The sequence below is a fragment of the Poseidonibacter antarcticus genome (assembly GCF_003667345.1).
GTDB lineage: Bacteria > Campylobacterota > Campylobacteria > Campylobacterales > Arcobacteraceae > Poseidonibacter > Poseidonibacter antarcticus.
Window position 1 is genome coordinate 37,016 of record NZ_RCWF01000012.1, and the last position, 13,290, is coordinate 50,305.

Below are 13,290 nucleotides of genomic sequence, written 5' to 3' on the forward strand. Positions count from 1 at the left end.
CTTACACCTCTACTGTTGCAGCTTTAATAGCTGTTTTAATTTTGTTATATGTTCCACATCTACAAATATTACCATTCATTGCTGATATGATTTCATCATCACTTGGTTTACTGTTTGCTTTTAAAAGACCTGAAGCATTCATGATTTGTCCTGATTGACAATATCCACATTGAACTACATCTTCTTGAACCCAGAACTTCTGTAATTTTTGAACTGTTTTATCGCTATTTGTTGCAATTGTTGTAATTTTTTTATTGTTAATCGTGTTAATTGGTGTGATACAACTTCTAGTGGCAACGCCATCTACAAGTACTGTACATGCTCCACATTGTCCAACACCACAGCCAAACTTTGTTCCTGTCAAATTTAAATGATCTCTTAAAGCCCAAAGCAATGGAGTCTCTGGGTTAATAGTTAAATCATAACTTTTTTTATCAATAGTTATTTTTGTAGACATTTTATTTCCTTGTATTAATACTCTTAAACTATACTGATAAGTCTAGTAGAAGAAAGCTTGTGTTTTTATTAAACTACACTACTTAGTTTAGTTATAAATTAGTTCACTTTTGATACAATGATTTATGAAAAGAAACAGACCCCTTAATCTAGAGAAAAGAAAAGCTATCTTAAAAGCTTCAATACAAGAGTTTTATAAAAATGGATTTGAAGGCTCAAGTATGGATAACATATCAAAAGAAGCCAATGTTTCCAAAGCAACTGTATACAATCATTTTAAAAATAAAGAAGAACTATTTTTAGAAATAGCCAATATATTAAAGCTCAGAATGGATGAGAGTTTTACATATTCTTACGATAAAAATCAGAATATTGATAACCAACTTATGGATATGGCTAGAAAAGAGTTAGATTTTTTATCCTGCGAAGAAAATATCACCTTAATACAAATTGTAACCGTTGTAATGATTCAAAAAAATGATGTTGGAGAAAAACTTTTATCTCAAATGAGCGAAAACTGTATGTTAATGGCATCACAATGGTTTGAAGAAGCTAAAAAAGATAATAAGTTAGATTTTGAAAGCAGCTCTTTTTTATCAACACAATTTATAGGAATGATAAAATCTTTTGCTTTTTATCCCCAACTTTATGGCGCACCAATACTGTCTAAAAAAGAAGGTGAAGAAGTAATTAAAGCTGCTGTTCATATGATAACAAGCACTTATGGTAAATAGTATATTTATTTATAGCTTTGAACTCACATTGGATATTTGGAGCTATCTTATAAAGACCAATTCCAGCACCTTTATCCTGAGTATCTCTCCCAATACGTCTAAACTCTATATATCTTTTTTTAATCCCAGCTACATCAAGTTCTTTTATATCAGACATTCTTGATTCTATCTTCTCTTTATCTTGAGTTACTTTTTTAGAACCAGCAGGTCTAATGTCTTTAAAATGTAAGTCATGTGATTTTGTGTAGTTCATTATGTTTTGAGTAAGTTCGACTTAATAGAAGATATGCCACTTTATATGCCATATCTTACAGGTTGTTGAACAGTTTATAAATATTTTTATAATTCAACTTTTGAACAATTTATTTATCATTTTTTTTGTAGCTAGATCATCAATATTAAATTATAAATCATCAATATTAAATTATAAATCATTAATATAAGATTAATAAAACTAAATTATAATATATAAAAATTTAGGAGATTAAAATGCCAACAAAACTACTATTATTAGCATCAATATTGTGTTTAACATGCTCAATTGCTTTTGCTGAATATTCAGGCACAGCACAAATAGCGAAAGGGAAAGCACAAATACAAATAAAAAATTTATTCAGCTGTGAAAATGGTCGTTCAAGAGTGTCACCTATTGGCATTCAAACTATTAATGGGAAAGAATTTATAGTACCAGCAGAAGTTCAATATGAGACAAAAAAATTTGCAAGCGATTTATATAATGAATGTTCAAATATAGAACCTCAGTCTTTAGCTGAAGTTGATTTATCATCTGTACCTATTGTGGAAATAGACAAAGATGGAGAAGTTATTACAGGATATATCTTTGCAGATAATTATTTTGAGCTATATATAAATGGTAAATTAGTGGGTGTTGATTCTGTTCCTTTTACACCTTTTAACTCTAATATTGTTAAATTTAAAGTTAAAAAACCATACGAAATTGCAATTAAAGTTGTTGATTGGGAAGAAAATTCTGGATTAGGTAGTGAAAACAATAGAGGGAAACAATTTCATCCAGGTGATGGTGGGTTAATTGCTAGTTTCTCTGATGGTACTACTACAAATTCAAATTGGAAAGCTCAAACTTTTTATACTTCTCCAATTTATGATTTAAGTTGTGTAGAAGAAAAAGGAAATCAACGTATAACAAAAGATTGTGATGTAAATGGTTCTGATAAATATGAAGAAACTTATTCACTTCATTGGGATATTCCGTTAGATTGGCAATCAAATGATATATATAAATCTTGGCCAAATGCTGTAGAATATACGGAAGATGAAATTGGAGTTAGTAATAAAAAAGCATATATGAATTTTCAAGAACAATTTACAGGTAAAGGTTCTTCTTTTATTTGGTCAAGTAATCTTGTTTTGGATAATCTTATATTATTCAAGTATCAAGTTAAATAGTAAAAATTAGGATGTTAATGATGAGTGCAAAAATCACTCATATCTGAACACCGTATCACTTTTAATTCGAACACTTTAGATAAAAAAGTGATACGTAAGTTTCAGTTAAGGTTGAGATATTCTCCATATTAAACTACACTTCTAAAAAGAACTTTAGGAGTGATAATGTATCCAATAATCTTTATGGATGTGCCCTGAAAGAAATGCCCTCATATAATAAAAAATAGCAAAAGATTTAAAATCAGTTTATACATCTATCTCAGAAGAACAAACCTTAGAAAACCAAATGAGTTTCATGATATTTAGGGAAATAAATATCCACATATTAAACAATCTTGGTTAAATCATTGGAATAAATTATCAACTTTTTATAAATATCCAGAAGCTATAAAAAGCTAATTTATACAACAAATCCAATTGAATCATTAAATTCAACAATCAAAAGAAAAACAAAATCTAAAGATTCATTTCCTACTATAGATTCAGCATTTAAAGTTTTATATCTATCAATTCAGGAGGTTCAGAATAAATGGAAAAATTCGAAGGTTAGAAATTGGAGTGAGATGTACCCTCAACTTTGCATATTTTTCAGCGAAATTATAGAAAAATATAATATTTTGATTTGTATAAAACTCAAACCCCACAAGATTGCCGTGCCATAACCTCTAAATTTAGCTTTGACTAAGTTTCGGATTATCAAGTTGGAAAGGTATCGCGAATATTGTTTAAAGTTTATTATATTTAATATATAATTATTGCATAGCCTTTTGTTAATAACTTGTTTATTCCAGACTTTTTTTAAACTTAATAAAAATAAGGTATGTTTTTTGCTTTAGCTGCAGCTACCCATACTGGTACAAAGGGAACAATTTTATCTTGAGAAGGAACTATTATTTCAATAAATGATGCCCCTTGGTGATTAATCGCTTTTTGTAAAATTTCTTCAATTTCGTCTTCTGTTGTAATTCTATCTACTTCAAAGCCAAAACCTTCAGCTACTTTCCCATAATCAACTGGACCAAACTCTGTTGTCATTGGTTCATCTACATCATCAAGTAAAATAGCTTCACCTCTAATCCAACCAAAAGTGTCATTTCTAGTCAAAATAACTGTGACATTTTTCTCTGATCTTTTAATAGTTTCCATATCACCTATTACAAATCCAAAAGAACCATCTCCTGTAAATGAGATGATAGGTGCATTTTCTTTTTCACTTGCATATGAAGCACCAATTGCTGCAGGAACTGAATACCCTAACGCACCCATAGAATAGTTTGTTAAATATCTTCTTCCTGGTTTATTAAATGTTAATAAAGCAGATGGATAAATAGCACTAACTCCTGGTTCTGCAGTAATTATTGCATTATCAGGCATGATTTTATCTAGAGCTTGAGAAAGTTTTACTGGATTAGTAACACCTTCTGGCATTTTAATGTTTGAATTAAAGACAGCATCTAAAGCAGCTTTTTTAATTGGATTTAAATCTATTTTTGTTCTTTCTAACTTAGGGTAATCACTTTTGATAATTTCTATCATATACTCTAAACTAGCTCTTGCATCACCAACTAGTGATATTTTTGTAGGAAAATTATTCCCAACATGAGCTTCTGCAATGTCTAAATGAATAAATGTTTTAGATTTTGGATCACCATATAATTTCCAAGCATCAGTAGAACAAGAATCTGTATTTGTTCCAATAAAAAATACTGTATCAGCACTTGATACATAGTTATTAGAATATTCCATTCCACCTCTAGCACCAATTACTCTTAAAGCTAATGGATGATTTTCTGGAATTGTTCCCTTTCCTGGAGTTGTTGTTCCCACTGGAATTTGTAACAGTTCCGCTAATTCTAAAAGCTCTTCTGACGCTTTTGAAATTAATCCACCTTGTCCACAAACAATAACTGGGTTTGTTGCTTCTAATAATAATTTAATTGTCTCTCTAATTTTTTTATGATCAGCAACTGGTCTATGTGCTGGATAAGAAGAGTATTCTTCTTCCGCATATAAATCATCAATTTCAGCTTCATCATGAAAAATATTAATAGGTACTCTAATATGTACAGGGGCTGGTCTTCCTGAAGTTGCAACTCTGAAAGCTCTTCTTAAAAGAAAAGGAATATCTTTAACATTAGTTAAAACAAAAGACTCTTTTGAGATACTTTCATACAAAGCTGTTTGATCAATTCCCGTTAAACCATGTTTTTTATCTTGGTTAATTGGAATATCAGAAGAAAAATAAATAATTGGAACAGAACTTAAATATGCTTCAGTAATCCCAGGAGTACAGTGAGTAACACCAGGACTTGGAGCTTCTAAAACACAAGGCTTCCCTGTAACTTTTGCATAAGCTTCTGCTGCATAAGAAGCTGTTCTTTCGTCTCTTGTTAATACATATTTAATATTTGATTCTTCTCTCCAATGTTTATACCATCCAATAGTAGTTTCACCTGGAAGTCCAAAAACATGTTCAACACCATGAAGTTCTAACATTCTTAATATAACTTGTGCGCCATTTAATTTCATAATAATTCCTTCTTAAAATTGTTCAATATGTTTAATTGATAAGTTTTCTTTTGAAATAGAAATAATTCCAAGAACTTTATTTTCAGATAATGTTTGATCAATCATGTTATATTACATTTTAGTTTCATTAAATTGCTGTTTTATAAAAAAATAAACATGAAAATTTCCAATGTTTAATATACTAAGAACTTTATCTTTATTTTCTAGAACTGTAATTAAGACTTTCTTTGTCATTAATTATTTTATTTCTTTCATATTTTCGCCTTTGATTAATTAAAAATATCTTGAGCACTCTAATATTTATTGTAATCCTTTTTGAATCCAAATATAATATTATTTAGATTCAAAGTATAAATATGAATAAATCACTTTTTTTAGATTAAAAATAGAATTATTATAATTCTATTAATCGTTAAAAAGAATACAATCCATAGCTTGATTTCCATACATAAATTCATTATTTAATACTTTAGCTTTTCTACTTTTTGAGGAACCTAAAGTTATAAAAAAAGGTAATAAATGTTCTAAAGTAGGATGATTATTATAAACTTCTGGTGCATTTACTAAGTAGTTTGAGAGTGAAGCAGTATCGCCTTCTTCAACTTTTGAAACAATCCAATCTCTAAATTTTTTAGCATAAATTTCAACTGGAGCATCTACTTCACGTAGAGAAGCTCTTAAATTATGAGTAAGAGTCCCACTACCAATTACTAATGCTTCATTTCTGAATTCCTGTAATACCTCTCCAATATTTATTAATTCTTTTGCACTATAGTAAATTGGTAATGAAATTTGTATAACAGCGATGTTTGCCTCTGGATACATTAAAGATAATGGAGCCCAAATACCATGATCATATCCTTCATGTTTATCATCTTTTAATATTGAAATATTTCTTTTATTAAACTTTTTTACAATCTCATTAACTTTTCCTAAATTATTTTTAATAGGATACTTTTTATCATACAATTTTTTTGGGAAACCATAAAAATCATAAATTATATTTGGATTTGGATTGGTTAAAATTCTTAATTCTTTTGTTATCCAATGTGCTGAAATTATAATTATGTATTTTGGTCTTTCAAATAATTCTGGTAGCTCTTTCAAAAAAGTTGCTGATTTATATTTACTAAGACAAAGAGCTGGTGAGCCATGAGATATATATATTGAGGGTAACATTTAAATCCTTTTCAAGATGAAAATTTAAAGAATTAAATCTTCATCTTCTTTATATATTATATTGACTTAAAAAGTGGACTTCGTATATTATCTTCATGCAAATCTGCCTTTGAAAAAAATTTCTCTGTATGAATATCTTTTTCAAATAATCTACCTTGCATAAGTGCTGTAATACAAGCGTCACTCATCATTGGTGGTCCACAAAGATATGCTTTATTACCTGCAAATTGATTATCATATAATTTTTTTGCAACATCATTTGTAAAGCCGATTTCTCCTGCCCATTTTTCATTTTTATTATTAGATAAAACAGGAACATACTTGAAGTTTTTATATTTTGTTTCTAAATCTTTAAATAAATCAGCATAATAAAGTTCTTCTTCATTTCTTGCCCCATGAAATAATGTGATTGGTAAAGTACATCCATTCTCTAATTCATCTAAAATCATAGATTTTGGGCTTGAAAGTCCTGAACCTCCAGCAAAGAATATCATTGGTTTTTGAGCACTCTTTTTTACAAAGAATCTTCCAAAAGGACCTGTTATTTTTCTTCTATCTCCAACTTTTACATTATTATGAATCCATGGTGTTGCTTCACCATCTGGAATAATACCAATATTTAATTCAATAATTTTTCCTGTACTTGGTTGGTTTGCCAATGAAAATGCTCGTGGTTCTTTAAAACCAGGAACATGATAGTTAATATATTGTCCAGCTTGAAAATCTAATTCTTCATCAAGTTCTATCCAAAGTCCAAGTATTCTAGGTGTTAACATTTCTCTTTTTATAACTGTCCCCATAACATCTTTTACAGGTATTGTTCTTGCATCAACATCGACATCAATATCAGCTTCAATAACAACGTCTTCAATTATTGTTGCTGTACAAGCTAAACAATATCCATCCTCTCTCTCGCTTTCCATTAACGCAAAATTTGAGGCATCACCTAAATCAACTTCACCTTCTAAAACTTCAACTTTACAAGTGCCACAAAGTCCATGATTACAAGCATGAGGAAGGTAAACTCCTTGACGTAATGCAGCATCAAGAAGGCTTTGCCCTTCTTGAACATCTACAATATCACCTGTTGGTTCAATTTCTAATTTACAACTCATTTTATGCTCCTACTCTTCCCGTTAATGAAGGTGTTGTAAATGTTATAAAGGACTTATGTCCAACACCATTTTCTTTTAAACTTTTAGAAAAGTCAGGGTTCACAACTTTTCCATCAATTTCCCAAATCACTTCTGTTTTATCAAAATCTAAGTCAGCAAAATCAGGTTCTATTTTATAAGTTAAAGGAATAATATCTGATATTAAGGCCCCAAAAAGCATATCTGGTGGAAAAGGAAATGCTCTGGGAGAGCAAACAACTCTATGCCCATACCAATATATGTAAACTAACTGATTTCCATGAAATTTATCTAAACTATCTTTCATTATATTTGGATATTCTCCAATTGATTGAATTGCCATATCTATTCTCCTTTATTATTTATTTTTTAATTTATTCCACATAGTTTCATCAGGTGAACCTACATAATCCATATTATCTACCCCATCTTCAAGCTTGTACCATTTTAATACTTCTGGGATTGTAGCACCGCCACAATTTCCTTGGAAAATTTGATGAGGAGGTAACCATGCTTGAATATATTTTTCAGGTTGCTCTTCAAATATATGTTTACACCCTTTAGAACAAGTATGGAATTTTTGTCCCTTATATTCACTTGTTTCATGAGTATAAACTTCTGGATGTCCACCCTCAATATCCGTAAATCCTAAAGGAATTTGACAAGTCTGACATACTAAAGGTAATACTTCAGAATAAAATCTTTCACCTTTTTTTTCTAATTCAATATATCTTTCAAACATTGGTCTATAATATTTATCAAATGTATCAGGATATTTTTCACTTAACCAGTTCATTTTAGTTTCATCTGGCATCCATGTATGGAATGCAGATGCATTAGTATGATTATAAAAAATATTCCATACTTGATGAGATAAGTGTCCTTTTTCTGCAACAATTGTATCAATAAATTCTTGTGGAACTTTAATTCCATATTTCTCTAAATCTTTGTATAAAGCCATACAGTTTTGTTCAATATATAATTCAACTGATTCGCCCCATGAAGTTGGAGAATTTGGTAACATATAATCCATCATCATAGATACTAAACCTAATAATCGATATCCTCTCCATAACCATTTATCCATCCATTTTTGAACAATTGGTACATTACCAGCATCTTGTTCTAACATAAATTTAATAGCAGAAAGACCTAATGTCATATGTCTAGCTTCATCACTTTGTGCAGAGAACCCAAATGTTACAGTAGCCATATCGCCATTATAAGCAGCTCCACTCATAAATGGTACAAATAATAAACTTGTAAGTACAAATTCAAAAGAAAATGAAATAGCAGTTAAATATTCAAAAGGTCCTGCTGTACTTGCATCATCACCAAATGACTTAGGAACTGATAAATACCAAACTCTATCATGTGCAGTACTATAATCATGAAATCCATCAAAATATTTATTATAATGACTCATTGTATGAACTTGAGTTTGGAAGTGTCTTAATTCATCTATGGCCTGCATTTGACAAGCAATTGAAGCACCCTCTCCTTTAAATGCTCTTGCGGCATGAGAGAATCCTTGAACAACCTTATACTCCAATGGAGTAATACCAGTTATAAATAACTTTAGTGCATTAACATATCTTCCATCAGAAATATTTTTTTGTCCATTATTTTGTGCGAAAGCATCAATAATCGAATAAAGTTTTTTATCTTTTTCTGCTTGTAATTTCCAGTATGAATCCATAGTCATTCTAAATGGATCTTCCCAATCTTCCCAATCATGAATTTTAATACCTTCCATTTCTAAATATGGGAAGACATCTTCTTCTTTTTGATATGTTGGATCCCATCCAAGTCTAGTCATATATTTATATGATTCTTTTTTATTTAATCTCTTTTTTCTTTGGTTTGCACTCATAATATTTCCTTTTATTATTAATTATTCCAATAAATTATAAATTCATCATCTGTTTCATCAATCTGACCACCTATAGATATAAGAACTAATTGTAGTTCTTCAGGATCCCAATCTCTTCCTAATACTTCTGATACAGTTGAAGCTTTTACTGTAATACGTTCAGGTCTTTCAATTTGTATCATTGCGGGTTTATTTGTAATTACTACCCCCTCATTATCTTCTCTAATTGCTTCTGCAATTGCTCTTCCATCTTCTGTAGCTTGAATATTTAATAACGCTATGCTTTCTGACATTTGGTTTCCTTTAATATTTATTTTTTATTTTATAAATTCAATCCAGAATTATTCAATCTTTCAACTAATTCTGTTTTAGAAGAATTAATTAATTCTTCTGAATTATCAGAAAATGAAACCAATGTTTTCATTGAATTCTCCATAATCTCAATATCTTCTTTTACCCATTGTGTTAATAGTTCCTTATTTTCAGTAGATTCAAGAGCCATTATTTTTATAATATTATTCAGCCATTTAGCTGTTTCTTCATACCATGATGTAATAAACTCACTCAACATTGGAAGTACCATTTCTTCATGTTCAGCCATATATTTTGAAAATTCATTGATCATTAAAGGGATTACAAAACCATCGAAAACAATATTTTGTTTTACAAATAATCTAATTGGATCTTTTACAACTAGAGAATCTTCAACAGCTTTTCTTAATGCTTGCCATTTAGGATCGTTTAACCAAGCATCTTTACCTTCATCTAATTTTTTAACATCATTATTTCCTAATAGTAAAATGATTTTAGTTATATGTTGAGCCATCCCTAATCTATCTTCAGCATGAAATAAACAAGCCGAAGCCATTGCTGTACCATAAACTCTATCAACAATCGTTAGATTATTCATATTCCCACCATATTCATAATGTCTAAGGGGTGTTAAAAAATCAAATACTTTTTGTAAATTTTCTTTTTTTATAAAATTAACTAAACCTCGTTTATCAATAAATTCAAGACTTTGATCATTAGCTGCATTTTGTGTAGCTCGAGTCGACACATAAGACATATAATGAAATTTTCTTGGATCCAATAAATCATACCAATCATTCATTTTTATTTCAGTTCTATTTTTATCATAAATCTCAAACTCTGGTTCCCATTGTGGTCTATAATGAAAATTCTCTGTTGGTTGTGCATCATACATAGCTTCTTCATATCTTGAAGCTGGTCTATCTTCTCCTAACCTTTTAGCGACATGATTAAAAGTATGTCTCTTTGGTTCAATTTCAACACTTGCTATATTTAATTCCATATTTTCTCCTTAATTTTAATTTAATCCGTATTTCCAATTTTTGTCATCTATTAATATCTCATCTTCTTGTTCTTTAGTAAAAAAAGATACTCTATTATTTTGACAAAATTCAATAAAAGCTTTGTATGGTAAAAGTAATTCAACATTCATTACCGCTTCACCTACTGCAAAATTAAATTCTACAAATCCATCATTTCTTAATTCTATGATTTGTACAAATTTTTTTTGGTCTGGCATTAATTCATGCATACGTAAACTCCCTTTTAATTTAAACAAGTGAATCTTAAATCAAAAATATCGCTAAATTATCGCAATCTTTTTTTATAGATATAATTTCTGATATAATTTCCAAATAAGGGGACAAATACATGATTGAATTATTAAAAAACTTTAAAAATAAAATACTTAATAAAAATAAATTAGCAAAAAGATTCTCTTTGACTTATGTAATAATTGGAGTCTTAGGAGCAGTATTTCTTGATAAACTAATTAGAATTTTTTTTGAATATAATAGTTTTTCACAGCAAGGACCTTTAACTTTTGGTATTTTATTTGTTATATCAACAGCTACAATTCTTTATTTAATGATTAATCATATGCAAAAAGTAATCAAAAGAATAGAAACCTCATACAAAGAGTTAAAAAGAAAAGATAAGGATAGATTACTTCCTTATGAGTTTGCACTAGATAACTCAGTTGATGCAATTTATTGGTTTACTTTAGATAGTAAATTTGTATATGTAAATAACGCAGCTTGTACTATGCTTGGTTATACGAAAGAAGAAATGCTTAATATGTATTTAGAAGATATGGATCCAACTTTTAATAGAAATACAGCCCAAAATACAATGCTGCAAATAAAGAATTGTAAAAACTGGTCAATAGAAACAATGCAGAGAAAAAAAGATGGGAATATCATTAATATAGAGGTTTCAGGACATGGATTTAGGCATGGAGGAGAAGTTTTTATTTGTGCCTTTGGAAGAGATATTACACCTAGAATTGCATATAGAAAAAAAATTACTGATATGAACCAAAAGTTACAGAAATCAGTAGATGAAAAAGAAATTCTTCTTAAAGAAATTCATCATAGAGTTAAAAATAATATGGAAATCATTTCATCTTTATTAACAATGCAATATAGAAGAGTACACGATGAAGAAATAAAATATATTTTAAAACAAAGTCGTAGTAGAATCAACACTATGGCATTAGTTCATGAATTTTTATACCTAGGAGAAAATTTAGCTTATATAAATATTGAAGATTATATAGAAAGACTAATTGAAGATATAAGAGAACTTTATATTTCAAACAATACTTATCTAGAAGTAGATTTAAATATAGATAAACTTATATTTTCTACAAATAGATGTATTCAAGTGGGAATGGTATTACATGAACTTTGTGTAAATTCACTAAAATATGCATTTAATAAAAATAGAGATAATCTACTTTGTATTCATATAAAAAAATCTACTGAAATGATTCATCTTAAAATTAGAGACAATGGAAAAGGCCTAGATGATATGCACTCATTATATAAAACTGATTCTATTGGAATGCAACTAATTCACTCCATTGTAGAAGACCAATTAGATGGGGAAATAAAATTTAAAAATAATAACGGATTAGAGTGTAATATCTTTTTTCCATTAAAGGAAGAAGAATGAATAAAACAAAAATTTTAATAGTTGAAGATGAATCTATAATTGCAATGAACTTAAAAGAGACATTATTAGAATTGGGATATGAATCTTGTGGAATAGCTCCTAATAGATGTAAGACAATAAAGATTCTTGAAAGAGGTGTTTTACCAGATTTAATATTAATGGATATTTATTTAAAAGGTCCCACAACAGGAATTGAGATAGCAAAAGAATTAAAAGTTATACTCCCTCATGTCCCTGTAGTATTTCTTACTGCAAATTCAGAGGTGGCTACAATAAAAAAAGCTTCAGAAACATTAGCTTATGGTTATATACTAAAACCTTATAAAAAAAGTCATTTACATGCAACAATAGAAGTTGCCCTAGAAAAATCAAAAAATGACAATAAAAAAAGTAATGAATTAAATGCAATTGAAAATATTAATAAAACTCTTACTCATCAATTAGAAATCACTAGAGAACAAAAATCAAGAACAGTCAAATTAAAGTATGGTTATCTATTTGATAAAGAAAAAGAAATTTTGTATTATGGAGATTTACCTATAAAACTAACAAAAAAAGAATCACAAATTATAAAAATACTTTGTAATAGTGCTGGGTTTTATGTATCTCAAGAACAATTAGAATATGCAATCTGGCAAGATGAACCAGCTGGATATGCAGCATTTAGATCAATTCTTTTTAGACTAAGAAATAAGTTACATAAAGATCTAATTACAACTCAAAGTAATACAGGTTATAAAATAGAGATTATTTAAAAAGATTATTTTTATTTTTTGCAGAATTTCTTTCTATCTCTTCGAGTTCTTTAAGGAATTCTGCACCTCCTCTTCTAAAAGAAATAAAAATAAATCCAATCATCATACATAATAATATACATAAAAAAATACTAATAAAAATATACTCTATAAACATTTTAACTCCTTTTTAATTTTGATATCTTAACAAAAACTCTTCGCTTTTTTATCGTAAA

At 28.7% G+C, this 13,290-nt stretch carries 16 protein-coding genes; 5 read left to right on the forward strand and 11 right to left on the reverse strand.

The features are described 5' to 3' along the window. Position 1: 1 nt before the first annotated feature. On the reverse strand, positions 2–457 hold the full coding sequence (locus D9T19_RS12195; protein WP_121628520.1) for a (2Fe-2S)-binding protein: 456 nt from the start codon (positions 455–457) through the stop codon (positions 2–4). A gap of 124 nt (positions 458–581) precedes the next feature. On the opposite strand from D9T19_RS12195, the gene D9T19_RS12200 reads away from it, so the two are divergent. Then, entirely contained in the window at positions 582–1,190 is a 609-nt protein-coding gene (locus D9T19_RS12200; protein WP_121628521.1) for a TetR/AcrR family transcriptional regulator, read from the forward strand. Here D9T19_RS12200 and D9T19_RS12205 read toward each other — a convergent pair. Then, on the reverse strand, positions 1,147–1,443 hold the full coding sequence (locus D9T19_RS12205; RefSeq protein WP_121628522.1) for a DUF6272 family protein: 297 nt from the start codon (positions 1,441–1,443) through the stop codon (positions 1,147–1,149). The genes D9T19_RS12200 and D9T19_RS12205 overlap by 44 nt on opposite strands. Before the next feature lie 236 nt (positions 1,444–1,679). On the opposite strand from D9T19_RS12205, the gene D9T19_RS12210 reads away from it, so the two are divergent. Further along, entirely contained in the window at positions 1,680–2,618 is a 939-nt protein-coding gene (locus D9T19_RS12210) for a hypothetical protein (protein ID WP_121628523.1), read from the forward strand. Between the two features lie 374 nt (positions 2,619–2,992). Then, positions 2,993–3,280, forward strand: coding sequence for a transposase (locus D9T19_RS14855; protein ID WP_121628559.1), 288 nt, complete (start codon positions 2,993–2,995; stop codon positions 3,278–3,280). A gap of 142 nt (positions 3,281–3,422) precedes the next feature. Here D9T19_RS14855 and D9T19_RS12220 read toward each other — a convergent pair whose 3' ends face one another. The 8 genes from D9T19_RS12220 to D9T19_RS12255 all read right to left on the reverse strand — a co-directional run bounded on the left by D9T19_RS12220 (position 3,423) and on the right by D9T19_RS12255 (position 10,896). Continuing rightward, on the reverse strand, positions 3,423–5,147 hold the full coding sequence (locus D9T19_RS12220; RefSeq protein ID WP_121628524.1) for a thiamine pyrophosphate-binding protein: 1,725 nt from the start codon (positions 5,145–5,147) through the stop codon (positions 3,423–3,425). A 405-nt stretch (positions 5,148–5,552) separates the two neighbouring features. Continuing rightward, positions 5,553–6,326 carry a DODA-type extradiol aromatic ring-opening family dioxygenase gene (locus D9T19_RS12225; RefSeq protein WP_121628525.1) on the reverse strand — a complete coding sequence of 258 codons (774 nt, stop codon included), beginning with the start codon at positions 6,324–6,326 and terminating at the stop codon, positions 5,553–5,555. 56 nt (positions 6,327–6,382) lie between these two features. After that, positions 6,383–7,441: an NADH:ubiquinone reductase (Na(+)-transporting) subunit F gene (locus tag D9T19_RS12230; protein WP_121628526.1), complete on the reverse strand. Its 1,059-nt coding sequence runs from the start codon at positions 7,439–7,441 to the stop codon at positions 6,383–6,385. A gap of 1 nt (position 7,442) precedes the next feature. Further along, entirely contained in the window at positions 7,443–7,802 is a 360-nt protein-coding gene (locus D9T19_RS12235) for a phenol hydroxylase subunit P4 (protein WP_121628527.1), read from the reverse strand. Between the two features lie 15 nt (positions 7,803–7,817). Then, complete coding sequence (locus D9T19_RS12240; RefSeq protein WP_121628528.1) at positions 7,818–9,332, reverse strand: YHS domain-containing protein; 1,515 nt, start codon at positions 9,330–9,332, stop codon at positions 7,818–7,820. 17 nt (positions 9,333–9,349) lie between these two features. Beyond that, the gene (locus tag D9T19_RS12245) at positions 9,350–9,625 is read right to left on the reverse strand and encodes an MmoB/DmpM family protein (RefSeq protein ID WP_121628529.1); all 276 of its coding nucleotides are present in this window, start codon (positions 9,623–9,625) and stop codon (positions 9,350–9,352) included. A 29-nt stretch (positions 9,626–9,654) separates the two neighbouring features. Then, positions 9,655–10,647: a ferritin family protein gene (locus tag D9T19_RS12250; RefSeq protein ID WP_121628530.1), complete on the reverse strand. Its 993-nt coding sequence runs from the start codon at positions 10,645–10,647 to the stop codon at positions 9,655–9,657. 15 nt (positions 10,648–10,662) lie between these two features. Beyond that, positions 10,663–10,896, reverse strand: a complete 234-nt coding sequence (locus D9T19_RS12255; RefSeq protein ID WP_121628531.1) for a phenol hydroxylase subunit — start codon at positions 10,894–10,896, stop codon at positions 10,663–10,665. 119 nt (positions 10,897–11,015) lie between these two features. On the opposite strand from D9T19_RS12255, the gene D9T19_RS12260 reads away from it, so the two are divergent. Together D9T19_RS12260 and D9T19_RS12265 are read left to right on the forward strand one after the other, a co-directional pair. Continuing rightward, positions 11,016–12,320: a sensor histidine kinase gene (locus D9T19_RS12260; protein ID WP_121628532.1), complete on the forward strand. Its 1,305-nt coding sequence runs from the start codon at positions 11,016–11,018 to the stop codon at positions 12,318–12,320. Next, the gene (locus tag D9T19_RS12265; protein ID WP_121628533.1) at positions 12,317–13,075 is read left to right on the forward strand and encodes a response regulator transcription factor; all 759 of its coding nucleotides are present in this window, start codon (positions 12,317–12,319) and stop codon (positions 13,073–13,075) included. Before D9T19_RS12260 ends, D9T19_RS12265 begins: the two co-directional genes overlap by 4 nt. On the opposite strand, the gene D9T19_RS14560 is transcribed toward D9T19_RS12265, so the two are convergent. Then, complete coding sequence (locus D9T19_RS14560) at positions 13,068–13,232, reverse strand: hypothetical protein (protein ID WP_162984586.1); 165 nt, start codon at positions 13,230–13,232, stop codon at positions 13,068–13,070. The genes D9T19_RS12265 and D9T19_RS14560 overlap by 8 nt on opposite strands. Between the last annotated feature and the right edge of the window lie 58 nt (positions 13,233–13,290).